A 23773-nucleotide genomic window follows, 5' to 3' on the forward strand; every position below is an offset into this window, starting at 1 on the left:
AATTCTCGTTCTGGAAAATCAACCTTTTCTTGCCATCTATGACACAGTGTGCTATATTTAATAATTGGATATCATGGGTGTATTATGTAAAAAAATAATACACAGATTGGAGGTATTAATATGGTTTATACATGGGACATTACTATTCCGGAACTGACAGCTGACGAACCCCGCAAAGCCTATGTCTACCTACCGGAATCTTATCATACAGATTCAGATCAACGTTATCCAGTTTTATACATGTTTGATGGACACAATGTATTTTTTGATTCACATGCTACCTATGGCAAGAGTTGGGGAATGAAAGAATATATGGATGCTACATCCACTCCTCTGATCATTGCTGCTGTAGAATGTAACCACAATCCGAACAATGGACGGCTGGAAGAATATTCACCATATACTTTCAGCGATTCTCGTTTTGGAAAAGTTATTGGCCGCGGCAGAACGACAATGGAATGGCTGATTCATACATTTAAGGAAGAAATTGACAAACGCTTCCCTACTCTCCCAGACCGCGAGCATACTTTTATCGCAGGAAGTTCCATGGGTGGTCTGATGAGTCTGTACGCTGTATTAGAATATAATCGCTACTTCTCTCGTGCTGCTTGTCTCTCCCCTTCCCTCTGGGTAGATATTCAAAGAATCGAGCAACTGATCAAACGATCAAAGATCCAACCAGATACAGTTGTTTACATGGATTATGGTTCCAGAGAGATTCATTTCCATCCAAACATGTTACAACAATTTGGAAAAGTGGCATCTCTGCTTTTAAAACGTCATGTGATGCTTGACTGCCGGATTGTTCCCGGCGGAGATCACTGCGAAGCGAGCTGGGAAAAGCAGATTCCATTTTTCATGAATACTCTGCTATACCAGAAATAACAGGAGGAAACTTATGAAAGTACAATATTTTAAGCAGTTCAGCCCAGCGCTTAATAAAGATATGGAATGTAAGGTCTATGGACATGCAGGTCGTCCGATGCTCTTCATTCCTTGTCAGAACGGCCGATTCTTTGATTTTGAGAATTTCCATATGACTGACATATGGGCACCATGGATTGATTCTGGAGAAGTCATGGTATTTTCTATCGATACGATCGATCAGGAAACATGGTCTAATGAAGGAGGAGATCCTCGATGGAGAATCTGCCGCTATGAGGACTGGGTACGCTATATCACGGATGAGATGGTTCCATTTATGCGTGATATGGTGAATGAATGCAATGGCTGGACCGGCTATCCGGGTGTATTGGTCTTCGGCTGTAGTCTTGGGGCAACTCACGCCGCTAACCTGTATTTCCGACGTCCGGATCTCTTTGACAGACTATTAGCATTAAGCGGAATCTATACCGCAGAATATGGATTCGGTTCTTACATGGATGATCTTGTCTATAACAATTCACCAGTTCATTATCTGGCAAATATGCCATTAGATCATCCTTACATTTCTATGTATAATGAACAAAAGTCAGCCATCTGTGTGGGGCAGGGAGCATGGGAACTTCCGGATTCTACCAGACAGTTGGATGGTATTCTGAAAAACAAGGGTATCCATACATGGGTGGATTATTGGGGAATGGACTGCTACCATGACTGGATCTGGTGGTACAAGCAAGTCACTTATTTTGTACCATATTTGTTAGATTAGAGGGGTTTCTTTTTCTATGTAACGTTATAGTTCAACAAAAGAAAGCGAGTAAACACAAATGACAAAGAATTTTATTTTTATTTCTCCAAACTTTCCTACAAACTACTGGCAGTTTTGTGCGGAATTAAAGAAAAATGGTCTGAATGTTCTGGGTATTGGTGATCAGCCTTATGATGAATTATCTCAGGAATTAAAAAACAGTTTGAATGAATATTACAAAGTAAACAGTCTGGAAAATTATGATGAAGTATACCGTGCCGTTGCATTTTTCACTTATAAATACGGACGGATCGACTGGCTGGAGTCTAACAATGAATACTGGCTGGAACGTGATGCAATGCTGCGTACAGATTTTAATATCTCCAGCGGTTTCCACACAGAAGACATGCCTCGTATTAAATACAAATCAAAGATGAAAGAATTCTACACGAAGGCTGGAATCCCGGTAGCCCGCTATCATCTGGTTGACAATGTCGAAAATTGTCAGGATTTTATTAAGCTCGTTGGTTATCCAGTCATTGTAAAACCAGACAATGGTGTTGGCGCATCCCATACCTTTAAGCTTTCATCTGACCAAGATCTTCTTCAGTTCTTTAATGAGAAAGAAGCTGATACACAATACATCATGGAGGAGTTTATCGACGCAGAAGTTAATTCTTACGATGCTGTCATCGATTCTAATGGCGATCCAATGTTCGAGACGGGTAACGTAACTCCAGATTCAATCATGGATATCGTCAATAATTCTGATAACTCTATCTATCATATTGTGAAAAATCTTTCTGAAGATGTACGTACTGCCGGACGTGCTACTGTAAAAAGCTTCGGTGTAAAGAGCCGTTTCGTTCATTTTGAATTCTTCCGTCTTCTAAAGGATTACGACGGAATGGGCAAGAAAGGCGATGTTGTGGCTCTGGAAGTTAACATGCGTCCTTGCGGCGGATTTTCTCCTGATATGATGAATTACGCTAACAGTACCAATGTATACAAGATCTGGGCGGATATGATCGCCTTTGATCACTCCACTCTGCCAGACGGCAAACATGCTTACTGTGCTTATGCCGGGCGTCGTGATGGAAAAGATTTCGTGCTGAGCCATGAAGAAATTCTTGAAAAATATGGTGATAACCTGAAGATGGTCGACCGGATTCCTGATGTATTGTCCGGTGCGATGGGTAATCAGATGTATGTTGCGGTATTCAATACTAAGAAGGAAATGGATAGTTTCTATAAAAATGTCTTGAAATGTAATTAATCGACAAATACATTTAAATTATTCTAAGCCTGTCATGCTACAAAAAGCTGACAGGCTTATACATTTAAAAATCATCATATATTGTTCTTTACTATCCAACTGTAAGGCTCAATGGTTTTATTTCACCAGTATCTGGATTATACCCCCAAAACTCATTCTTATCATTTACAAAATAGTATTTTCCTTTTACAAGTTTTCGATTATCAGAAACATCTGTCGGAATATTCATAAATTCATGTGATTCAATATCATATAATCTCTGTCCCATTTTAATCTTTGTTTCCGTAACTTTACCACTATATCCATCAGAATTTGAAGCCAAAGTGTCTGTTAATTCAATAATCCACTTTCCATTTGTATCTAATACACCATAAAATCTGGTTCTATTTTCGTTTTGTACTTCTATTCCACAATATCCATCTTTAAATGCATATTCTTCTTGCCATCCTGGTGTACCAGTATTTCCCTCCCAGAACAATATATCATACTCACTCAAATCTATTTTTACATTCATATGTATATCATAAAACTTTTTTTGAGTTTTGCTCAAAAATAATCCATCGTTATAATAAGATGTCTCGTATAAAATATCATTCGTTGAAGTTGGACCAACCAGATAATTCCCATGAACATCCTGAATACCTTTGTTATTTTGAGCACTTATAACTGCATACCCATCAGAAAATTCTCCCTTCGGATTCAATATTTCTCCAGTCTCCACATTAACAGAAAATAATGCATCTTTATTAGTATTTCTAATTCGGCAAACACAATCCCCTGCATATTCAACAGATGATATATACTTAAAATTATTTATCGCATGCGGATCATTTTGCTTTAAATATTCATTATTTGAATCAACGCGGCATAATTCCTTACCATTTTCATCATATGCTTTTATAATTATCAAACTATTGGAAGGTGTTTCTTGATTCTCCCGTACCCATACGACATCTTGGGAATCCATTCTGCAAATTCCTAATATCTGTTCATGGTCAGTATCTTTTATAAATTTGTCTTGCATGTCATTACCTTCTATATCATATATACACCCATCATCATATTTTAAATAATGAGAATTTAAATCTACCTTATTCTTTATATTGCCATCCAAATCCACGAATATGCTATCTCCATTTTCTGTTTTTAGCAAAAACAGTTCATCACGATCTAAATAAGTAAAATCTACGATACTACCTTGGATATTGTTTGAAGTTTGAATTGAATGATTGTTATCATCTAAAATATCCTCAATATTATACTCTCTAATTATTTTTCCATTACATGATTCCCATACTTCTCCATTATCGCTATCAACAATTACATAAGCGATTTCTTCCTTCATAGTTTCATTTGTATAATATTGATATTCTTTTGTACTTCCTTCTGATATACCCCCTGCACGATATGCACAATAATAATTATCTAGTATTTCTTCAATTTCTTCGTCTGAGTACTTTTTATTTAAGGTAGATTGATTATTTGTTTTTTCTAATTTAATAGATAAATCTTTAGATTCAAAATAAAATCTATTCTCCCCTTTTTCAAGATTAAGAGTTATCGTTTCAGTTTTATCGTCAGAATTATTAGATTTATATTTTAATAAAAGTTTTAATTTATGAGAAATAATAGAATAATTATACTCACCATCACCTAAATTATCTTTATCATCTTTAAATATTAAATTCCCTGATATAGAATTCGATTCCTTTACATTAGATGGAGAAAAAAATTTTATTACACAATCCTTATATATTGAATTTATATTTAATGAAGTGACATTCCAAGTTCCAACTAATAATTCTGAATCAAACTTATCTTTACAGCCTCCCATGCAAAAACAAAATAAAACAATCAACAAAATAATATGAATTCTCTTTATCACTCTTATTCTTTCCTCCTCTTGATCAATATAATTTTAATGAAATCTATAGCAAAATGGTTTTCTGCCTAACTTAGTCATTATATCTGATAAGTTCAAGAGTTAACTCCTGTGATTTTAATTGAATACAATTATCATCTTTAAAATCCAAAGTAAAAGTCTGATAAAACGTCCAATCGTTTGGAACACCAAACTCATCATATAATTCTAATTCAATTTTTTTTGAAGACTTATGGTAATTGTATTTTCCTCTTCTTTGTGATCCAGAATTCGTTATATAGTTCAAATCACCATAAGTACTACCTTTCTCATCCGGTTCATAAAATTCGATGACATAATTATCAAATGAAGAATCACCACCAATATTGTGAATTTCCCAAATATCCGTTAATTTGTCCAAATCGTTTTTCCCACATCCAAATAAAAGAACTCCGCATCCTAATATAACTAATACTATTTTTTTGACACACTTTCTCATTATTTTCCTCCATCTCATTATCATCATCGGTTAGTCGTACTACGACTAACATTATTATAGTCACAATACGACTATTTTTCAATAGTCACGGGAAGACTTTTTTATAATATATGAAATAATCAAAGGAGAATCTAAATGATTTTTTATAATATAAGAAATTTAAGGGAAGATAGTGATAAAACTCAACAAGAACTGGCATCTTATTTGAATGTCAAACAAACAACCTACTCAAAATATGAACTTGGAAAAATCAACATACCTATTGAAGTATTTATAAAATTAGCAGATTATTATGATGTTTCGGTAGATTATCTTCTTGGTAGAACATCAAAGAAAAAATAAATTAAAATCCTCTATTTATGCTTCTATTATCTATTGGCTGAAAACATTTTTGTTACATTAAAAATATTATTAATATTAGGCAAAACATTTTTAATATGCGAAACTATTTTCCAAAATACGATTAATAAAAATTTATTAATTACAAGATATAAGAAAGCTAATGTTGATGAATGCGCATTAAATGAAAGGGTTGGGCATACAATAAAAGGCAGGAATCTACCTGCCTTTTCTATGCTAATTGTTGTCAAATATATGTTGTCAATTAGTTGTCAAATGTATTAGCATTTATTACTTTTTAAATAATTTAAAACATTCTAAAAATACTGATTTTACGTTATTTATTAGAATCTTCCAGCTTTAGCTGCTTCTTCTACGGAAACTGCTACCGCAACTGTCATACCTACCATCGGGTTATTACCCGCTCCGATGAGTCCCATCATCTCTACATGGGCCGGAACGGATGAAGAACCTGCAAACTGTGCATCAGAGTGCATACGTCCTAAAGTATCTGTCATTCCATAAGAAGCTGGACCTGCAGCCATGTTATCTGGATGAAGTGTACGTCCTGTACCACCGCCGGATGCTACTGAGAAGTACTTCTTGCCCTGCTCGATACATTCTTTCTTGTATGTACCTGCAACTGGATGCTGGAAACGTGTTGGGTTGGTAGAGTTACCTGTGATAGATACGTCTACGCCTTCTTTGTGCATGATGGCAACACCTTCACGTACATCATTTGCCCCATAGCAGTTAACTTTAGAACGAAGTCCGTCAGAGTAAGCGATTCTCTGAACTTCTTTCAGTTCTCCTGTATAGTAATCATATTCTGTCTGAACATAGGTAAATCCGTTAATTCTGGAAATGATCTTTGCCGCATCTTTTCCAAGTCCGTTCAAGATAACACGAAGTGGTTTCTTACGAACTTTGTTTGCCTTCTCTGCAATACCGATTGCACCTTCAGCTGCTGCGAATGACTCGTGGCCAGCTAAGAATGCGAAACAATCTGTATCTTCTTCCAGAAGCATCTTTCCTAAGTTACCATGTCCAAGACCAACTTTACGCTGATCTGCTACAGAACCTGGAATACAGAAAGCCTGCAGACCTTCTCCGATTGCTGCTGCTGCATCAGCTGCTGTCTTACATCCCTTTTTGATTGCAATTGCTGCACCTACTGTATAAGCCCAGCATGCATTTTCGAAACAGATTGGCTGAATACCTTTTACCTGATTGTATACATCAAGGCCGGCATCCTTTGTAATCTTCTCTGCTTCTTCGATGGAAGCAATACCATAGCTTCCTAATACTTCATTGATTTTATCAATTCTTCTTTCATATGATTCAAATAAAGCCATTTACTCGTCCTCCTGATTTTTTTGTTACCTTTTGAATCTTCCCACGAACACACATGAACCTCGTCCATGTGGCGCGTTGCGCCTTCAAAGCCTGTCCCGGTCTACCGATTTCATACAAGCATGAATCATCTGACCAGGTCATCCTTCTCTGTCCGCTTATCGCGTCTATTCTTTTCTAGGATCAATAATCTTTACTGCGTCTGCAACACGTCCATACTGTCCTTTTGCCTTTTCCCAAGCATCGTTAGGTGTATCACCAGCTTTGATGAAGTCAGTGAATTTTCCAAGGCTTACGAACTGATATCCGATAATCTCATCGTTCTCATCCAAAGCAATACCTGTTACATAACCTTCAGCCATTTCAAGATAACGAGGACCTTTTGCTAATGTTCCGTACATTGTTCCAACCTGAGAACGAAGTCCTTTTCCAAGGTCTTCCAGACCAGCACCAATTGCAAGTCCATCTTCTGAAAATGCACTCTGAGTTCTTCCATATACAATCTGAAGGAACAATTCTCTCATTGCTGTATTAATAGCATCACAGACAAGATCTGTATTCAATGCCTCTAAAATAGTTTTTCCTGGAAGGATTTCAGATGCCATGGCTGCTGAGTGAGTCATTCCTGAACATCCGATTGTCTCAACAAGAGCTTCCTGAATAATACCATCTTTAACATTTAAAGTAAGTTTACATGCACCCTGCTGAGGAGCACACCAGCCAATACCGTGTGTAAAACCAGAAATATCTTTTACTTCTTTAGCCTGTACCCATTTTGCTTCTTCCGGAATCGGAGCTGGTCCGTGATTCGCACCCTGAGCCACCGGACACATCATTTCTACTTCATGTGAATAAATCATTTTAAAACTCCTTTCAACTATGTATGATTTTTCTGTCGTAGGGCTTGTTATATCTTTAACACCATACTTATTTATATTTTCTCACATTATTCTACATTCGTCAATTGTTTTTCATTTGGGTACACCACATTTTTCAAAAGGGGACGTAGTAAAACTAAAAAATACTACGTCCCCTTTTTTTACATTTTTGCTGTCACCCACGAAAATCCCAAATCATGGGAATCATCTTTTTTATAATTTAAATCGTATCCTACCTGAACGCCTTCTTCATCCATGTAATAATTGACAATGTAAACACCATCAAGGCTGTCGCCTTCCAGGGTTTTTTTGATTTCTTCTTTGCTTAATTCTGACAGGAAGCTGTCGTTTTTTGTCTCGTCACGCATATTTTGAAGCCATTGATCAATCACTTCATCGTTGATATCTACCAGATCTTTTAATTGGTATGTTTCTCCAGTTTTGGGATTGATATTGCAAGTTCTGAGATGCTGGGAATAATATTGGCTTCCGCCTTCGTAATTATAATCTTCATAGGCGATACTTATTAGGTCATCTGACGCATAACATACTTTATATTTTGCATAGCTTATCAGCATAGGATTTTTTTCGCTAATCACTCTTTCTTTTATCGTATTAGAAGGATTATTATAGATTTCATTTACTGTCTGCATTGCACAATTCTTCAATGCTTTATTTACTTTTTCTTCTATATCGGTATCTGGTAATCCATGAACGACCGGATATGTTACATTGAATTCAATCAACATAGATTCCTTTTCTCGATCAGAAAATGAGTATGTATCTTCCGTTATTTCATACGACAAATTTTCTTCGATTTTTTCTGGGATTGATTCAATTCCTTGTAGATTTTCTTCATCTGTTGAATCTTCTTTTTCTTCATTTGGAAGATCATATTCGTGATTTGGCTCTTCTGCAAATTCTTCATAAATGTCTGGAACATCATAGATATTCTTCTGTATACTTTTTAGCAGTTTGACTTCACCAACAAACAGTCCGATAACTATGACCATACATATAATACTTACAATAATAATCGGTTTTTTAGATTTCTTTTTTACAGGTCTTACCAACCCAGGAATCACATACATTTCTAATGGAACAGAACGAATACCATTTACTACTTGTTCTTCCGCAGTCACATGCATTCCCAGATGTATATATTTTTGCACTGCCTGTGGCGCTGAATTTACTTTTGACACAAAGCTGCTGAGCACAATAATTATAAACACACTGAAACAGCATCCGACCAATGCCTTTTCCTTGATACTGTTTTCTTACAAAGAACAGACTGATATGTCCATCGTTTTTGACTGCGATTGTACCGCATAATTCTGTACCTTGAAATGCACCAAAGAAGAATATTTCTCTTCTTTGGCACATTGTATAAATGTTGTCATATTTGATGAACTTCTGGAACTCAGCAACACCTTCCGGAGTATAAGAAGGTGCAATTTCATCTGCAAATACATCCCATACAAGATGAAGTGCCGGCAGCAGCTCGTATTGTTGCAGCATTCTTATTTCCATGATTCAACCTCCTTAGGCATGATACTTCAATAATTCCTCACGAAGTAATGTCAAAGCCCTTGCAACCGCATATTCACGATTCTTGTCGCGATTGCCAGTAAAATAAAATTCTTCTACCCTGACATGCCCTTTTACATAACATCCTACGTATACAAGTCCAACTGGCTTTTCTTTGGTTCCGCCACCAGGTCCTGCGATACCGGTCACACTTAGAGCTGCATCTGCCCCTGTAGCTTCCGCGACGCCACGCACCATCTCACAGGCTGTCTGTGGACTGACTGCTCCATATTGCATCAAAGTCTCTCTTTTTACCTTCAGCAGACGTTCTTTTGCATCATTAGAATAAGTAATATAACCTTCCTTATATACATTCGATGCTCCTGCTACATTCAAGATCCTGCCTGCAAGAAGCCCTCCAGTACAAGACTCAGCAGTTGTGACCGATAGTTTCTTCTCTTCAAGTATTCTCACAATTGCCTCTTCCAGAGAAATATTTTCTTCCGTGGTATAGATCTTATCGCCAAACCGATGGAATAATTCTTCCATTACAGGAGCAATTAATGCGTTAGCAGCTTCCTCATCTGCTGCTTTGGCAGTTACCCTGAGATGTACTTCTCCAGTCTTAGCATAGGGTGCGATCGTTGGATTCGTCTGTGTATCCATCAGATCGGCAATCATCGTTTCCACTTTGCTCTCTCCGATGGAACATATTTTTATCATTTTCGAATAGATTCCTTCAGGCTGTAGACGATTCAAGTAAGGTGCAATGTCTCTTTCAAACATCGGCTTAATCTCATTTGGCGGTCCAGGAAGAAGAATTGCAATCTTGCCATTCTCTTCTAATATGAGTCCTGGTGCTGTTCCGTTATGATTGTCAACCACGATTGCACCGTCAGGGACCAATGCCTGCTTCCAATTGTTTGGAGTTACTTGGTTACTGTGTACCTGGCGAAAATATTCTTGGATTCTTTCTTTTGTATGTGTATCTTCACGTAGCTCTTTTCCAAATACCTTTGCTGTTACTTCTTTTGTCAGATCATCCTTTGTTGGACCAAGACCTCCGCTTAGAATAACGATGTCTGCCCTGGAAAGTGCAAGACGGACCGTATCTTCCAAACGTTCTTCGTTATCTCCTACCACACTCTGATGAAAACAAGATAACCCCAACATTGCACATTTTTCCGCAAGATAGGCCGCATTCGTATTGATAATATTACCTAATAGAATCTCTGTCCCTACGGAAATCAGTTCTACTGTCATTTTTACATGCCTCCCTGTGTCAATACCTGTACGTTCTTTGCAATATAATCAACCAAAGATATGATTGTCAATATTAAGGATGCCCATATCAACACAGTTCCAATCACGTCAAATACACCTCCGAGATCCATGATCAATACAATAATCATAAACATCTGAGAAACGGTCTTAAATTTTCCCCAGTAACTGGCAGCGATCACAATTCCGTTATCTGATGCCACAAGGCGGAATCCACTGATAATAAATTCTCTGGCAATTATGATAATTACAAACCAGGCCTGAAGTTTCCCTGATGGGATCATACAGATCATTGCAGAACATACCAACAGCTTATCTGCCAATGGATCCATAAACTTCCCAAAATTTGTCACCAGATTTCTTGCACGGGCAATCTTTCCATCCAACATATCTGTAAGGCTTGCCACACAGAAAATCACCAGGGCGATCCACTTATTCGCAGATCCACCTACATCTGTCAGCATAAAAAACACAAAAAAAGGTACCATAATTATTCTTAATACAGTTAATTTATTTGGTAAATTCATTACATCAACTCTCCTATCAAATCATATTCTAATGCTCCAGTTACTTTTACCTTAGCAAAATCACCGGACATCAGTTCTTCATCAGTGTTTATAAAGATTAGCCCATCTACATTTGGTGCATCCTTGTAGGTTCGTCCTACATAAGCATTTTCATCAGCAACTTTTCCTTCTATCATGACAAGAACTTCTTGTCCAATCATATCTTCTGCCTGATCAAATACAATATCCTGCTGCAATTCCATCAGTTCTGCCTGACGTTCTTGCTTCACTTCTTCTGGTATCTGATCCGACATCTCCGCTGCTTTTGTATCCTCTTCCGGCGAATAAGTAAACACTCCCAGGCGGTCAAATTCCATCTCATCTACAAACTCCATCAACTCCTCATGCTGTTCCTGTGTCTCACCGGGAAATCCGGTAATCAAAGTAGTACGAAGAGCAATGTCCGGAATCTCCTGGCGAAGTTTTTTTACAATCTTCTCCAGTTGCCGTTTCGAAGTTCTTCTTCCCATTCGCTTTAAGATGGTGTCATTCGCATGTTGAATCGGAAGATCTAGATAATGACAGATTTTCTTTTCTTCTTTCATTACTTGAATTAATGCATCGTCAATTTCTTCTGGGTAACAATACAAAAGCCGAATCCATCGAATACCATTTATTTTACATAACTCACGCAATAACTTGCTCAGAGACTTTTCCCCATAAAGATCCTTTCCATATAAAGTTGTCTCCTGTGCGACCAAGATCAATTCCTTTACTCCCTGTTCAGCCAATTCTTCTGCTTCTTTTAAAAGCCTTTCCATTGGTATGCTTCTGTAATTACCGCGAATCTTTGGAATGATACAATAAGTACAATGCTTATCACATCCTTCTGCAATCTTCAAATACGCATAATGGCCGCCCGTTGTTACCAATCTCTTTACATCTACTAACGGCAATGCGTCAACATCTGCCAATTCCAAATGTCCATTACCTGCGAGGGCTTCTTCTACTGTTTCTACAATTCTATCATAAGATGTTGTCCCAAGCACAGCATCTACTTCTGGTATCTCTTCCAGAATTTCTTTCTGATATCTCTGAGCAAGACATCCGGTCACAATTAATGCCTTCAATCTTCCTTCCGTCTTATACTGCGCCATTTCCAGAATCGTCTGAATACTCTCTTCCTTTGCATCATGGATAAAGCAACAAGTATTGATCACAATGACATCTGCCAATGTCTCATCATCTACCATCTGATATCCTTTTGCATCTAAAAGTCCAAGCATCACTTCCGAATCCACAAGATTCTTATCGCATCCAAGAGATATAAATAATATATTCATTCTTTCCTCCTTCCATTATTGTGAAGAAAGGCAGATACCTCACGGCATCTGCCTTATATTCACGTCAAACCGTATATGATTCTCTTACTCTTCTTCTCCGACCACTTTAATCTTGGCCTGATTCAATTCATCGATAGCGATAGATAACGGTTTTTCGCTGTCCTTTACAGGCACAAGCGGCATAGCTCCGTCAATAATCTCTCTTGCTCTCTTGGCAGTAGCCATAACAATAGAATAACGGCTGTTAACAACTTTTGTTTCGCCTTCTTCTACATCCTTATTTACTACCTTCATTAAATCTGTGTAAGATGGGTGTAACATACACTATTCTCCTTTCAATTCTGCTTTCATATTCTCTATAAATTCTATATTACGAAAACTTCTTCTGTGTTCTCCCTGGATAATCCGATGCATCTGTTCAACACAATCCTGAAGTACATCATTAATGATCAGATAATCATACTGATCCATGCCGTCAGCCTCTTCTTTGGCACGGTTCATACGGAAATCAATCACATCCATGGTCTCCGTTCCTCGTCCTACCAGACGATTGCGTAATTCCTTTGCAGTCGGTGGTGTCACGAACAATAACAACGTCTCCGGAAACTTCTCTTTCACTTTTAACGCACCTTGAATCTCTATCTCAAGGATAACATCCTTTCCGGCATCTAGCTGTTCTTCTACATATGCTCGCGGTGTCCCATAGTAATTATCCACGTATCTAGCATACTCTATCAATTCATCTTTCGCAATCATTTTTTCAAATTCTTCCACTGTTTTGAAAAAATATTCACGTCCATCTTCTTCACCCGGACGCGGATTTCTTGTAGTGGCAGATATGGACAACGCATAATTATCGTATTGACGCATCATTTCTTTCATAATGGTCCCTTTTCCGGAACCAGAAAATCCAGATACAACAATAAGAATTCCTTTTTCCTTCATGAATTTATCCCCTCTTTTCACTACTCAATATTCTGAATCTGTTCTCTGACCTTTTCAATCTCTGTTTTTAAATCAATTCCAATATTGGAGATTTCCAGATCATTCGCTTTTGACAGAATCGTATTCGCCTCTCGATTCATCTCCTGCGCAATAAAATCAAGCTTACGTCCAATTCCACTTTCCTCAGACTGGAGTGTCTCTTTCATATGTAAGATATGGCTACGGAGTCTGACCACTTCCTCATCTGTACATATCTTATCCGCAAATATCACTACTTCTGCAGCAATCCTTCCCTCTTCAATCTGAGTATCCTCTAACAATTCACGTACCTTCGTCTCAAGCTTTTCTCGGTACTCAGCCACAATCTGCGGAGAACGTTCCTCAATAACGTCCACCAGTTTCAACATACCGTCTAGCTTATTGATAATATCCGTCTTCAGGTTCTCACCCTCCAACGCTCTGGTCTCAACAAACTGCTTGATCGCACCATCCAGAGCCTTTTTCAGTCCATTCCACAATTCGTCTTCATCCATCAGCTGCTCTTCCATTGTCAACACTTCCGGATATCGTGACAGTGTAGAAACACGAATATCATTTTCCAGAGAAAACGATTCCTCCATCTTCTTAAAATAGGTCAGATATTCCTCTGCAAGCTTCTCATTATACTTCAAAGAAACCTGACTTTCAGACAAATCCTCATAGGTAATAAAAATGTCAACCTTACCTCGCTGAACACTTTTCTTTAATAAATTACGAATTGCACTTTCAAAAAAATTCAGTTTCTTCGGCATACGAATATTGGCATCAAGATAACGATGGTTTACCCCCTTCATCTCCACAGTAAACTTCCGCTCCCCATCAGACACCTCACAGCGTCCAAATCCTGTCATACTTTTTATCATATTATGGACCTCTTCTAATTCTAATATATTTGTAACAATCGGCACTTACGCCATTGTTTATTATAAGTCATTTGGCAAATCCCGTCAACTATGTTATGATATAGCAATGAACAGTGCAAAAACACTTAGGAACATAAAATCCTGCCAGCAGGATTTTATGAGACTATGTGTTTTTATAGGGCGAATGCCCTCAGCGAAAGAACTTTGTTCTTGAGCTGGCACTGTGGGCCCTATCTGGTCTGCATAGGGCGAATGCCCTCAGCGAAAGAACTTTGTTCTTGAGCTGGCACTGTGGCCCCTATCTGGTCTGCATAGGGCAAATGCACTACGGACTTTATCTTAGTAGAAAGGAACCATATTATGGCATTTGATGGAATAACTGTTGCTGCAATCGTTCAGGAATTACAATCGAACCTTGTCGATGGGCGAATTGCCAAGATTGCCCAGCCGGAACCTGACGAATTGCTGCTTACAATCAAGACACCACAAGGACAAAAGCGCCTCTATATCTCGGCCAGCGCTTCCCTTCCTTTGATATATTTAACCGACGAGAACAAGCCAAGTCCTATGACTGCGCCTAATTTTTGTATGCTTCTTCGGAAACATATTGGTAACGGGCGCATCACTTGTATTTCTCAACCTAAATTAGAACGAATTATTCATCTGGATATTGAACACTTGGATGAACTTGGTGATCTGTGCAAGAAAAAACTTATTATAGAAATCATGGGAAAGCACAGTAATATCATTTTTTGTGATGATAATGGAATGATTATTGATAGCATTAAGCATGTATCGGCTCAAATGAGTTCCATTCGTGAAGTATTGCCGGGACGCCAATACTTCATTCCTGATACAATGTCAAAACAAGATCCCTTAACTGTAGATCTCGAAGCTTTTATCACGATTCTACAAAATAAACCAATGCCTCTCAGTAAGGCAATCTATACCAGCTTTACTGGTATAAGTCCTGTTGTTGCAGAAGAAATCTGTTACCAGGGTGCTTTAGAATCAGGAATGACTGCTAATGATCTTTCCATAGATGTACTGACTCATTTATATCGACAATTTATCTATTATATAGAAGATGTTAAATCCGGTAATTTCCATCCAACAATCTATTATAATAGAAATGAACCGAAAGAATTCAGCGCTCTCCCCCTTTCTCATTATCAAGAGTACACAGAGAAAGAATATGATTCTATCTCAAAAGTGCTTGCTACGTATTATTCTACTAAGAACACATTGACCCGCATTCACCAGAAAAGCGCTGATTTACGTCACGTAGTTCAGACTTCGCTGGAACGGAATCGTAAAAAATACGATCTTCAGACAAAACAGTTAAAAGATACGGAAAACCGTGAAAAATATAAAGTATATGGTGAATTAATCAACACTTATGGTTACAATCTTCCCTCTGGCTCAAAGGAATTAACTGCGCTAAATTATTACACGAACCAGGAGATTACCATCCCTTTGGATCCTACCAAAACACCACAAGAAAATTCACAGAAATATTTTGGGAAATATAACAAACAAAAGAGAACTTACGAAGCACTGACAGGACTGATTCAAGAAACCGCAGATGATATTCAATATCTGGAATCTATTAGCAACTCTCTTGATATTGCCAGGAGCGAGGCAGATCTCGCACAGATTAAAGAAGAACTCATACAAACCGGCTATATCCGCAGGAAATATTCTAAAAAGAAGGTTAAGCTTACCAGTAGGCCAATGCATTATATCTCCAGCGATGGCTATCATATGTATGTAGGAAAGAATAATCTCCAGAATGACGAACTGACCTTTTCTTTTGCCTCTGGAAACGACTGGTGGTTCCATGCGAAAGGTGCTCCGGGATCTCACGTGATCGTAAAAACCAACGGTGATGAACTTCCGGATCGTACATTTGAAGAAGCAGGGCGATTAGCTGCATACTACTCTAAGAACCGTGGCAGTGATAAAGTAGAGATTGACTACGTAGAGAAAAAACATGTCAAAAAACCTAACGGTGCCAAACCTGGCTATGTGGTATACTATACGAACTATTCTCTAATGATTGATTCTGATATATCCAATATAAAAGCTGTGCAAGATTAACTGCACAGCTTTTTCAGATTATCCGATACGTACGGATCTTTTTATCTTTCTCATTACTATGAATCCTGTCACATCTGCCAACAGCCATCCGATTGGAATTGCCCACCAGATTCCCCATACTCCAATCTCTGGAACAGGAGCCAGTATATATGCCAATACGACTCGTGTGCCCAGAGATATCACCGTCAAGACTACTGACATCTCCGGCTTTCCGATAGAACGATAATATCCATATAGAAGGAACAGGATTCCAATGCCACAGTAGAAACTTCCCTCTACCCGAAGATATCCTACACCGACCTGAATAATCTCCTTCTCCTGCGGACTGATGAATATCATCATCAGATAAGCCGCAAAAATAAATACCATTACAGACACGATGATACAAAAAAGCACAGATATCATAACTGCTGAACGGACGCCCTTTTTTACTCTGTCCTCTTTTCCCGCGCCATGGTTTTGCGAAATGAAGATAGAGAAAGCATTACTGAATTCCTGTGCCGGCATGTATGCAAAAGAATCTATTTTTACTGCCGCTGCAAAAGCGGCCATAACAATCGTTCCAAAACTGTTCACCAGACCCTGAATCAGCAAAATTCCAAAATTCATTACAGATTGCTGGATACTGGACGCAAAAGAATATCTCGCCATTTCCGGCATCCGTCCTCTAGACTGACGTACCCTTTGAATGCTGATTCGAAGCCCAGGCTCTTTCCACCATGTATATATGGCAATTCCGATTCCTGCAGCTATCTGTGAAAATACAGTGGCAAATGCTGCTCCTTCAATTCCCCAATGCAATTTCATGACAAATATCACATCCAGAAGAACATTCAATACAGAGGAAATTCCCAGAAACCAAAGTGGTGTCACAGAATCACCCACTGCACGGAGTAAAAACGCATAATAATTATATAAGAACACAAAGAAGATTCCCCAGAAGATGCTCCAGACGTAATCATGCATCATACCCATTAAAGAATCTGGAATATTTAAGAATCTTAAGATAAAATCTATCTTTACAAAGACCAGGATATTCATCAGTACAGATATTCCACCGACTAAAAGGAAAGATGCCACTATTCCATCCTTCAGCCGCTCATAATCCCTTTTTCCATAATAAAACGAAAATAACGTTCCACTTCCCATACACATTCCTATTAATATAGAAGTCAAAAACGTCATCAAAGTATAGGCAGCTCCTACAGCTGCCAATGCCTCAGCGCCAAGGACCTGCCCTACGATTATCGTATCCACGATATTATAACACTGTTGTAACAGATTTCCCAATATCATCGGTCCCGAGAACAACAGCATTGTTTTCGAGACATTTCCTTCTGTCAGATTCTTCCCCATAACTCTATCTTGACTCTCATCTTATACCTTTTGTTTTTTACTGAGTTCCTGCCAGATAGTCAATGAACTGCTGTGCAGTTCTTCCAGACAGTCCACCGTGGCTTAATTCCCACTTATTAGCCTCCAACAGAAGCTTTTCCTCTGGCATCTCAATACCATTCTTTGCTGCCAGCTGGCGTACGATTTCCTGGAATTCCTTCTTGTCCGGTTTTCCAAAATAAATAGTCACACCAAATCTTGCAACCAACGACAGTTTCTCTTGCACGGTATCATTGGTGTGAAGTTCCTCATCCCGATCTTCCTTATCCTTAAAGGTCTCACGAATCAGATGTCTTCTATTAGAAGTTGCATAGATCAGAACATTCTCTGGCTTTCTTTCCAGACCTCCCTCAATTACTGCTTTCAGATATTTGTACTCAATTTCAAACTCTTCAAAAGAGAGATCGTCCATATAGATAATGAACTTATAATTACGGTTTTTGATCTGTGCGATAACATCATTCAGATCCTGAAACTGATGCTTATACACTTCAATCATTCGAAGTCCCTGATCATAATACTGATTCAAAATAGCTTTAATGGATGAAGATTTACCAGTCCCCGCATCACCGAACAACAGGCAGTTATTCGCCTTTCTTCCTTCTACAAATGCCCTGGTATTGTCTATCAATTTCTTTTTTGCAAGTTCATAACCAATCAAATCGTCCAAATGTACATGTGCAATATTTGTAATTGGAACGATCTGTGCACCTTCTTCTGTATGTTCAACACGAAATGCCTTATGAAGTCCAAGCTTACCTACCCCAAATTCTTTATAAAACTGTGTAAGAGTTGCCTTAAATTCCTCTACATCTTTTGTCTTTGCAAGGCTTCTGCTAAGATCACAGATTCTGTCACGGACTCTTCGATTAAATACCTTACCATACCCACTAGTTCCCTGATATTCCATCAGAATTGACAGACATTTGGCATCCAGTGCCTCTTCCAACTCTTTAAAATTATAATCAAATAATTCCTTAAAAATAGCGAAATCATGTAAAGCCACCTCATTAATACTTCCTTCTACCTCTCCAACGATTTCGCAGGATGTACTGTATGCATTTTCATGACTTGCCAACAGATATGTAAGATAATTGTGCCACAGATTTCCTTCAAATCCATGACTCACTGCCATTTCCAATATCTCATTGACAGACTCAAACAAAAGTCCTTTCAAGTCCTCCTGATTGTAATAATCGTTGTCATAATTTTCCATAAGAAACGTCATATCCTGAAGAATCTGTCCGTCTTCCATATGTTTGTATAGCATCAATTCATTTGTTCTCATCTTCGTCACTCCCTGGTATTTCTCTATATGTCATCTTCCGCTTAGTAATTTCCTAAGATTTTAAGACTGCGGCTCTCTTCTCTCAGTCCGCGGATTGCATTTTTCACAGCCGCATCAGCAAGGTTACCTTCAAAATCAACGAAGAAACGGTATTCCCAGTTTCTTCCCTCAATTGGTCTGGACTCAATCTTGCTCATGTTCAGATCATTATAGATAAAATGCGAAAGTAAATGGTACAAAGATCCGCTTTCGTGAGGCACTTCAAAGCAGATACTGATCTTCTTCGCATCTTTCAAAAATATCTTCTGATTTGTAACAACGATAAATCTTGTAAAATTATTTGGATTATCATTGATATTATCTTCGAGGATCTCCAGTCCATGTATCTTTGCAGCATATGCACTGCAGACCGCCGCCTGAGTCATATCCTGTTCATCAAGGATCTTCTTTGCGGCAATCGCGGTGTTTGCAACACTGATCTGCTGCCAATCACTATGTTCATCCAGATATCTGGATGCCTGCATCAATGCAACACCTTTCGAATATACCCGTTCAATATCTGACAATTTCGTTCCTGGGAGTCCGGACAACGTGTGCGTGATCGGAATAATGGTTTCTGCTACGATATAATTTTCAAATTCTACCAGCAGATCATACATCTCATCTACAGCTCCGGCTGTTGTATTTTCAATTGGAAGCACTGCAAAGTCAGCTGCCCCCTCTTCGATAGACTCCATGGCATCTCGAAATGTCCGCACATAAAAGCTATTGCAGTTTTCTCCAAAATAATCTTGCATTGCAGCCTGACTATAAGCTCCTTCTGTACCCGGGAAAACAATTCTTGCATGTTCTGCATGCAGGCTGTCTACCTCAATAAATGGAAGACGGCCAAGTGCTCCGGCTTCCACCAGCTGTTGATACTGCTTCTTTCGACTGATAGACATCAACTGTTCAAATATTTCCCGAATTCCTTTCTTATTAAAATCCGTAGTTGCTTTTGCTGCTACATTCTGTAATTTATCATGTTCCCGCTGACGGTCAAATACCTTAATCCCGTTACGAATCTTATATTCTCCCACCTCTTCGGTAAGTTTTGATCTTTGCTCATATAACTCTACGATCTGATCATCTACCTGATCTAATTTCTCTCTTAATTCCTCTAATGTCGACATCTGGCAATCTCCTTTACACAAACTAATCTGTATTATAATACATTTTTCGCATAAAATCCACCTTCCATTGGCATACTTATTGTTATGAGGCACAATTTTTTAACTTGTGGAACTGCTGGCTGGTGCATGGAAATCCTTTTTACCGGCCTTCGTTCTCTTCGTGAAGACAATCCGAAACTTACTGGGAATACTTCTATCTGGATGTTCCCCATCTACGGAATGGCTAGCTTTCTATCTCCAATCTGCAGGCGATTAAAAGGAAAGAGTATATGGTTAAGAGGAGGGGTCTATACATGTTGTATTTTTATTGGAGAATATGTCACAGGCTCTTTTCTGAAGAAACATAATGCCTGCCCATGGGATTATAGTAATGCTCCGTTAAATATTGATGGTCTGATACGACTGGACTATGCACCTCTATGGTTCGGCGCTGGACTGTTGTTCGAAAAAATTCTCAACAAACATTGAAAATCTTTCGCATTTATTATATGATGTATGAAAGATTTTCGATGTGGGAGGTTATTATGAGACACTTGATGAGTCCACTGGATTTTTCCGTGGAAGAACTAGACAAATTAATGGATCTGGCGGTTGATATTGAAGCCAATCCAACGAAATACGCGCATGCCTGTGAGGGGAAGAAATTAGCGACCCTCTTCTATGAACCAAGTACAAGAACAAGATTAAGTCATGAAGCTGCCATGTTGAATCTGGGCGGGAGCATTCTCGGATTTTCATCTGCAGATTCCAGTTCTGCCGCCAAGGGAGAAAGTGTATCCGATACCATCCGTATGATTTCCTGTTATGCAGATATCTGTGCAATGCGCCACCCAAAAGAAGGCGCACCTATGGTAGCCAGCAAGCATGCTACAATCCCTGTAATCAATGCAGGCGATGGCGGGCATCAGCATCCGACCCAGACACTGACCGATTTATTGACCATTCGTTGTCTAAAAGGTCATCTCGACAATATGACCATTGGTCTTTGTGGGGACTTGAAGTTTGGCCGTACGGTTCACTCTTTGATTCATGCATTAGTCAGATATCCGGGCATCAGATTTGTTTTGATTTCACCGGAAGAATTAAGACTTCCAAGCTATATCCGCTCCGATGTCCTGGACAAGAATCATATTCCATATGAAGAAGTTGTTCGTCTGGAGGATGCAATTCCGAATCTGGATCTGCTCTATATGACTCGTGTACAGAAAGAACGTTTCTTCAACGAAGAAGACTATGTAAGAATGAAGGACTTCTATATTCTGGATGCCAAGAAAATGCAGCTGGCCAAAGAAGACATGTATGTTCTCCACCCACTGCCACGTGTCAATGAGATCTCTGTTGAAGTTGACGATGATCCAAGAGCAGCTTATTTTAGGCAGTCCCAGTATGGTGTATATATTCGTATGGCATTGATATTGACATTGTTAGAAATCGAAGTATAGGGGGATATGAACATGGTAAATAACACTTTGAATGTAGGACGTATTGAAGAGGGATTTGTATTAGATCATATTCAGGCCGGCAAAAGTATGGAAATCTATAAATACCTTCACTTAGATAAATTAGACTGCTGTGTTGCTATTATTAAAAATGCAAAAAGCAGTAAAATGGGCAAAAAAGACATTATGAAGATTGAATGCCCAATTGATTTTATTGACCTGGATGTATTAGGATTCATCGACCACAATATCACGATTAATATTATTAAGGATTCTGAGATTGTAGAGAAGAAATCCCTGCATCTTCCAAAAAAGATTACGAACATCATCCGATGCAAGAATCCAAGATGCATTACCTCTATTGAGCAGGAATTGGACCACGTATTCGTATTGACCGATCCTGAAAAAGAAATCTATCGATGCATGTACTGTGAAGAAAAGTACGACGGCAATCGAAAATAAAAAGCAAGCAAGACGATAAGCCGGGTTATGTCGTTGAGTAATCATCTATCTAGACCCACCGTTGCCGATGGGTTCCAGCGACCTACCTAAGACGTGACGGGCCGCCACATTGTCTTTATCCGGTCTTGCTTCGGATGGGGTTTACATATGCCCCTGCTGTTACCAGCAAGGCGGTAGTCTCTTACACTGCCCTTCCACCCTTACCCGTGCAGAAGGAGTCTTCTGCACGGGCGGTTCATTTCTGTTGCACTTTCCTTGGAGTCGCCTCCACCGGACGTTATCCGGCATCCTGCCCTGTGAAGCCCGGACTTTCCTCACCTGCTGCCTTTCGGCACTTACAGCTGCGATTACTTGTCTTACTTGCCTTGGTTACTATATCACATCTTATTTTAAAATACAATTCTTATTTTGCAATTCCCTCATCCACGATCAGATCATGCCCATCAGCCGCCGTTGTCGCCAATGTATCACATCGTTCATTCTGAGGATGTCCATCATGACCTTTTACCCAGATAAATGTAACATGATGAGGTTCCTTTGCTTTTAATAAACGTTTCCACAGATCGACATTCTTGACCGGTTCATTCTTTCCCCTCTTCCATCCCTTTTTCATCCATCCATCAATCCAATGCTGATTAAATGCATCCACGACATATTTGGAATCTGAGTAAAGTTCCACCTCACATGGACGGTTCAGTGCTTCCAGCCCGGCTATCACTGCCATCAGTTCCATCCGGTTATTCGTGGTACGCTGATATCCCTGGGAGATTTCTTTTGTGTGCAGTTCCCCTTTTGAGTCTACATATTCCAGAACTGTTCCATATCCTCCTGGTCCATCCGGATTCCCCCGGGCAGCGCCATCTGTATATATTTTTACCTGCATTTACATACTCCTTTCAAACACCTGTTGTGGTCGGATCACATGCATCACTCGATTTTTGTATTCTTCAGCAGCCGGATTCTCCATCAAACGTTCATATATATCATAATCTTCCCACATATGCATAGGGAAGATACATCTTGTATCCGTATGCTTCATAAAATAATCAAGTCCCCAGTAATATTGTTCGCCCTGCCTCGGATCCAGCGGCACAAAAGCCACATCTATCCTCTCTCCCTCTATCTTCCTGATCTCATTCTGAAACATGCGTTTCATCATCAGATTATAAGCTTCACTTTCTTCTTCCCAATGCCACCAGTTCAGATCTCCGGCATGATAGATCACTTTGTCACGAAAGCGTACAAAGAACGCTACACCCTCATCGGTAGAGCGAAGCGTTCTAATCTGTAACTCATCTACTTGTATTCCCTGACGAGGCCCTATATAAACAGTCTTGCCATCCGGTCCTTCCGCCATAATATCATCAGACAAAATATATTGTATATTCTTATACCTGTCTGCCCATTGGAAAATTTCTTTTTTAAAATGATCATAATGAACATGGCTGGCAAATACATAGATTTTCTTTTCTTCTGTAATTGGAGGAAGATATCCTTTATAATAATCAAAGATCAGGACAATATCTTTCTCTTCCACCACATATCCACTATGGTTCAGATAAGTAATACGCATTCTT

The 23773-nt window shown here is 38.9% G+C and carries 24 protein-coding genes, 1 other RNA gene and 1 pseudogene; 8 read left to right on the forward strand and 18 right to left on the reverse strand.

Annotated features, from left to right (window positions below; genetic code table 11):
- Positions 1-120: 120 nt before the first annotated feature.
- From ACQRBH_RS00005 to ACQRBH_RS00015, 3 genes are read left to right on the forward strand one after another with little or no spacing between them, the layout of a single operon-like run.
- Positions 121-885, forward strand: a complete 765-nt coding sequence (locus tag ACQRBH_RS00005; RefSeq protein ID WP_427760516.1) for an alpha/beta hydrolase — start codon at positions 121-123, stop codon at positions 883-885.
- A 13-nt stretch (positions 886-898) separates the two neighbouring features.
- Entirely contained in the window at positions 899-1651 is a 753-nt protein-coding gene (locus ACQRBH_RS00010; RefSeq protein ID WP_427760518.1) for an esterase family protein, read from the forward strand.
- 58 nt (positions 1652-1709) lie between these two features.
- Positions 1710-2906: an ATP-grasp domain-containing protein gene (locus ACQRBH_RS00015; RefSeq protein WP_427760520.1), complete on the forward strand. Its 1197-nt coding sequence runs from the start codon at positions 1710-1712 to the stop codon at positions 2904-2906.
- Between the two features lie 91 nt (positions 2907-2997).
- Here ACQRBH_RS00015 and ACQRBH_RS00020 read toward each other — a convergent pair whose 3' ends face one another.
- Together ACQRBH_RS00020 and ACQRBH_RS00025 are read right to left on the reverse strand one after the other, a co-directional pair.
- Complete coding sequence (locus ACQRBH_RS00020; RefSeq protein ID WP_427760522.1) at positions 2998-4791, reverse strand: hypothetical protein; 1794 nt, start codon at positions 4789-4791, stop codon at positions 2998-3000.
- A gap of 70 nt (positions 4792-4861) precedes the next feature.
- Positions 4862-5266: a hypothetical protein gene (locus ACQRBH_RS00025; protein ID WP_427760524.1), complete on the reverse strand. Its 405-nt coding sequence runs from the start codon at positions 5264-5266 to the stop codon at positions 4862-4864.
- Between the two features lie 135 nt (positions 5267-5401).
- On the opposite strand from ACQRBH_RS00025, the gene ACQRBH_RS00030 reads away from it, so the two are divergent.
- Positions 5402-5608: a helix-turn-helix domain-containing protein gene (locus ACQRBH_RS00030; RefSeq protein WP_427742169.1), complete on the forward strand. Its 207-nt coding sequence runs from the start codon at positions 5402-5404 to the stop codon at positions 5606-5608.
- A gap of 341 nt (positions 5609-5949) precedes the next feature.
- On the opposite strand, the gene ACQRBH_RS00035 is transcribed toward ACQRBH_RS00030, so the two are convergent.
- The 10 genes and pseudogenes from ACQRBH_RS00035 to ACQRBH_RS00080 all read right to left on the reverse strand — a co-directional run bounded on the left by ACQRBH_RS00035 (position 5950) and on the right by ACQRBH_RS00080 (position 14340).
- Positions 5950-6960 (reverse strand): GGGtGRT protein, encoded by a 1011-nt coding sequence (locus ACQRBH_RS00035; protein ID WP_235231910.1) that lies wholly within the window; start codon positions 6958-6960, stop codon positions 5950-5952.
- A gap of 165 nt (positions 6961-7125) precedes the next feature.
- Entirely contained in the window at positions 7126-7818 is a 693-nt protein-coding gene (locus ACQRBH_RS00040; RefSeq protein ID WP_158372156.1) for an iron-sulfur cluster assembly scaffold protein, read from the reverse strand.
- Between the two features lie 179 nt (positions 7819-7997).
- Positions 7998-8978: a PdaC/SigV domain-containing protein gene (locus tag ACQRBH_RS00045; protein WP_427760737.1), complete on the reverse strand. Its 981-nt coding sequence runs from the start codon at positions 8976-8978 to the stop codon at positions 7998-8000.
- 3 nt (positions 8979-8981) lie between these two features.
- Positions 8982-9366 (reverse strand): annotated as a pseudogene (locus ACQRBH_RS00050) (GNAT family N-acetyltransferase); the annotation flags it as partial.
- 12 nt (positions 9367-9378) lie between these two features.
- Positions 9379-10626 (reverse strand): competence/damage-inducible protein A, encoded by a 1248-nt coding sequence (locus ACQRBH_RS00055; protein WP_235231908.1) that lies wholly within the window; start codon positions 10624-10626, stop codon positions 9379-9381.
- Between the two features lie 2 nt (positions 10627-10628).
- Complete coding sequence (pgsA, locus tag ACQRBH_RS00060) at positions 10629-11171, reverse strand: CDP-diacylglycerol--glycerol-3-phosphate 3-phosphatidyltransferase (protein WP_235231907.1); 543 nt, start codon at positions 11169-11171, stop codon at positions 10629-10631.
- Complete coding sequence (rimO, locus tag ACQRBH_RS00065) at positions 11171-12493, reverse strand: 30S ribosomal protein S12 methylthiotransferase RimO (protein ID WP_427760526.1); 1323 nt, start codon at positions 12491-12493, stop codon at positions 11171-11173. The genes pgsA and rimO overlap by 1 nt, the downstream gene beginning before the upstream one ends.
- 84 nt (positions 12494-12577) lie before the next feature.
- Positions 12578-12814, reverse strand: a complete 237-nt coding sequence (gene rpoZ, locus ACQRBH_RS00070) for a DNA-directed RNA polymerase subunit omega (RefSeq protein WP_235231905.1) — start codon at positions 12812-12814, stop codon at positions 12578-12580.
- A 3-nt stretch (positions 12815-12817) separates the two neighbouring features.
- Entirely contained in the window at positions 12818-13438 is a 621-nt protein-coding gene (gene gmk, locus ACQRBH_RS00075) for a guanylate kinase (RefSeq protein ID WP_427760528.1), read from the reverse strand.
- Positions 13439-13458: 20 nt separating this feature from the next.
- Complete coding sequence (locus ACQRBH_RS00080) at positions 13459-14340, reverse strand: YicC/YloC family endoribonuclease (RefSeq protein ID WP_427760530.1); 882 nt, start codon at positions 14338-14340, stop codon at positions 13459-13461.
- A 360-nt stretch (positions 14341-14700) separates the two neighbouring features.
- Between ACQRBH_RS00080 and ACQRBH_RS00085 the strand changes: the two genes are divergently transcribed.
- Positions 14701-16440 (forward strand): Rqc2 family fibronectin-binding protein, encoded by a 1740-nt coding sequence (locus ACQRBH_RS00085; RefSeq protein ID WP_427742178.1) that lies wholly within the window; start codon positions 14701-14703, stop codon positions 16438-16440.
- An 18-nt stretch (positions 16441-16458) separates the two neighbouring features.
- On the opposite strand, the gene ACQRBH_RS00090 is transcribed toward ACQRBH_RS00085, so the two are convergent.
- Genes ACQRBH_RS00090 through pheA form a run of 3 tightly spaced genes read right to left on the reverse strand, consistent with a single transcriptional unit; the run spans position 16459 to position 20295 of the window.
- On the reverse strand, positions 16459-17796 hold the full coding sequence (locus tag ACQRBH_RS00090) for an MATE family efflux transporter (RefSeq protein WP_427742179.1): 1338 nt from the start codon (positions 17794-17796) through the stop codon (positions 16459-16461).
- 37 nt (positions 17797-17833) lie between these two features.
- Entirely contained in the window at positions 17834-19123 is a 1290-nt protein-coding gene (locus tag ACQRBH_RS00095) for an ATP-binding protein (RefSeq protein ID WP_427760532.1), read from the reverse strand.
- Between the two features lie 41 nt (positions 19124-19164).
- Positions 19165-20295 carry a prephenate dehydratase gene (gene pheA, locus ACQRBH_RS00100; protein ID WP_427760534.1) on the reverse strand — a complete coding sequence of 377 codons (1131 nt, stop codon included), beginning with the start codon at positions 20293-20295 and terminating at the stop codon, positions 19165-19167.
- 84 nt (positions 20296-20379) lie between these two features.
- Here pheA and ACQRBH_RS00105 point away from each other — a divergent pair, with 84 nt between their 5' ends.
- The 3 genes from ACQRBH_RS00105 to ACQRBH_RS00115 are packed head-to-tail and all read left to right on the forward strand — an operon-like array spanning position 20380 to position 22196.
- Complete coding sequence (locus tag ACQRBH_RS00105; protein WP_235231898.1) at positions 20380-20763, forward strand: putative ABC transporter permease; 384 nt, start codon at positions 20380-20382, stop codon at positions 20761-20763.
- A gap of 56 nt (positions 20764-20819) precedes the next feature.
- A complete protein-coding gene (gene pyrB, locus ACQRBH_RS00110) occupies positions 20820-21737 on the forward strand; it encodes an aspartate carbamoyltransferase (protein WP_235231897.1) in 918 nt (305 codons plus the stop codon).
- Between the two features lie 12 nt (positions 21738-21749).
- The gene (locus tag ACQRBH_RS00115) at positions 21750-22196 is read left to right on the forward strand and encodes an aspartate carbamoyltransferase regulatory subunit (RefSeq protein ID WP_235231896.1); all 447 of its coding nucleotides are present in this window, start codon (positions 21750-21752) and stop codon (positions 22194-22196) included.
- Here ACQRBH_RS00115 and rnpB read toward each other — a convergent pair.
- The 3 genes from rnpB to ACQRBH_RS00130 form a co-directional block, all read right to left on the reverse strand.
- Positions 22197-22559: RNase P RNA component class A (gene rnpB / locus ACQRBH_RS00120), an RNA gene on the reverse strand.
- Between the two features lie 40 nt (positions 22560-22599).
- On the reverse strand, positions 22600-23079 hold the full coding sequence (gene rnhA / locus ACQRBH_RS00125; RefSeq protein WP_427742185.1) for a ribonuclease HI: 480 nt from the start codon (positions 23077-23079) through the stop codon (positions 22600-22602).
- Positions 23080-23769: an MBL fold metallo-hydrolase gene (locus tag ACQRBH_RS00130; protein ID WP_427760536.1), complete on the reverse strand. Its 690-nt coding sequence runs from the start codon at positions 23767-23769 to the stop codon at positions 23080-23082.
- Positions 23770-23773 lie beyond the last annotated feature (4 nt).

The organism is Bariatricus sp. SGI.161 (genome assembly GCF_050313695.1).
In the GTDB taxonomy this organism is placed as follows: Bacteria; Bacillota; Clostridia; order Lachnospirales; family Lachnospiraceae; genus JAFBIX01.

What these genes read in the sequence shown, in the direction of transcription:
- ACQRBH_RS00015 (WP_427760520.1), top strand. Translation starts at nt 1,710, where the DNA reads ATGACAAAGAATTTTATTTTTATTTCTCCAAACTTTCCTACAAACTAC.
- gmk (WP_427760528.1), bottom strand. Translation starts at nt 13,438, where the DNA reads ATGAAGGAAAAAGGAATTCTTATTGTTGTATCTGGATTTTCTGGTTCC.
- rnhA (WP_427742185.1), bottom strand. Translation starts at nt 23,079, where the DNA reads ATGCAGGTAAAAATATATACAGATGGCGCTGCCCGGGGGAATCCGGAT.
- ACQRBH_RS00105 (WP_235231898.1), top strand. Translation starts at nt 20,380, where the DNA reads ATGAGGCACAATTTTTTAACTTGTGGAACTGCTGGCTGGTGCATGGAA.
- ACQRBH_RS00040 (WP_158372156.1), bottom strand. Translation starts at nt 7,818, where the DNA reads ATGATTTATTCACATGAAGTAGAAATGATGTGTCCGGTGGCTCAGGGT.
- ACQRBH_RS00115 (WP_235231896.1), top strand. Translation starts at nt 21,750, where the DNA reads ATGGTAAATAACACTTTGAATGTAGGACGTATTGAAGAGGGATTTGTA.
- ACQRBH_RS00035 (WP_235231910.1), bottom strand. Translation starts at nt 6,960, where the DNA reads ATGGCTTTATTTGAATCATATGAAAGAAGAATTGATAAAATCAATGAA.
- ACQRBH_RS00095 (WP_427760532.1), bottom strand. Translation starts at nt 19,123, where the DNA reads ATGAGAACAAATGAATTGATGCTATACAAACATATGGAAGACGGACAG.
- ACQRBH_RS00030 (WP_427742169.1), top strand. Translation starts at nt 5,402, where the DNA reads ATGATTTTTTATAATATAAGAAATTTAAGGGAAGATAGTGATAAAACT.
- rimO (WP_427760526.1), bottom strand. Translation starts at nt 12,493, where the DNA reads ATGAATATATTATTTATATCTCTTGGATGCGATAAGAATCTTGTGGAT.
- ACQRBH_RS00005 (WP_427760516.1), top strand. Translation starts at nt 121, where the DNA reads ATGGTTTATACATGGGACATTACTATTCCGGAACTGACAGCTGACGAA.
- ACQRBH_RS00025 (WP_427760524.1), bottom strand. Translation starts at nt 5,266, where the DNA reads ATGAGAAAGTGTGTCAAAAAAATAGTATTAGTTATATTAGGATGCGGA.
- ACQRBH_RS00130 (WP_427760536.1), bottom strand. Translation starts at nt 23,769, where the DNA reads ATGCGTATTACTTATCTGAACCATAGTGGATATGTGGTGGAAGAGAAA.
- ACQRBH_RS00010 (WP_427760518.1), top strand. Translation starts at nt 899, where the DNA reads ATGAAAGTACAATATTTTAAGCAGTTCAGCCCAGCGCTTAATAAAGAT.
- ACQRBH_RS00080 (WP_427760530.1), bottom strand. Translation starts at nt 14,340, where the DNA reads ATGATAAAAAGTATGACAGGATTTGGACGCTGTGAGGTGTCTGATGGG.
- pyrB (WP_235231897.1), top strand. Translation starts at nt 20,820, where the DNA reads ATGAGACACTTGATGAGTCCACTGGATTTTTCCGTGGAAGAACTAGAC.
- ACQRBH_RS00085 (WP_427742178.1), top strand. Translation starts at nt 14,701, where the DNA reads ATGGCATTTGATGGAATAACTGTTGCTGCAATCGTTCAGGAATTACAA.
- ACQRBH_RS00055 (WP_235231908.1), bottom strand. Translation starts at nt 10,626, where the DNA reads ATGACAGTAGAACTGATTTCCGTAGGGACAGAGATTCTATTAGGTAAT.
- rpoZ (WP_235231905.1), bottom strand. Translation starts at nt 12,814, where the DNA reads ATGTTACACCCATCTTACACAGATTTAATGAAGGTAGTAAATAAGGAT.
- ACQRBH_RS00090 (WP_427742179.1), bottom strand. Translation starts at nt 17,796, where the DNA reads ATGGGGAAGAATCTGACAGAAGGAAATGTCTCGAAAACAATGCTGTTG.
- pgsA (WP_235231907.1), bottom strand. Translation starts at nt 11,171, where the DNA reads ATGAATTTACCAAATAAATTAACTGTATTAAGAATAATTATGGTACCT.
- pheA (WP_427760534.1), bottom strand. Translation starts at nt 20,295, where the DNA reads ATGTCGACATTAGAGGAATTAAGAGAGAAATTAGATCAGGTAGATGAT.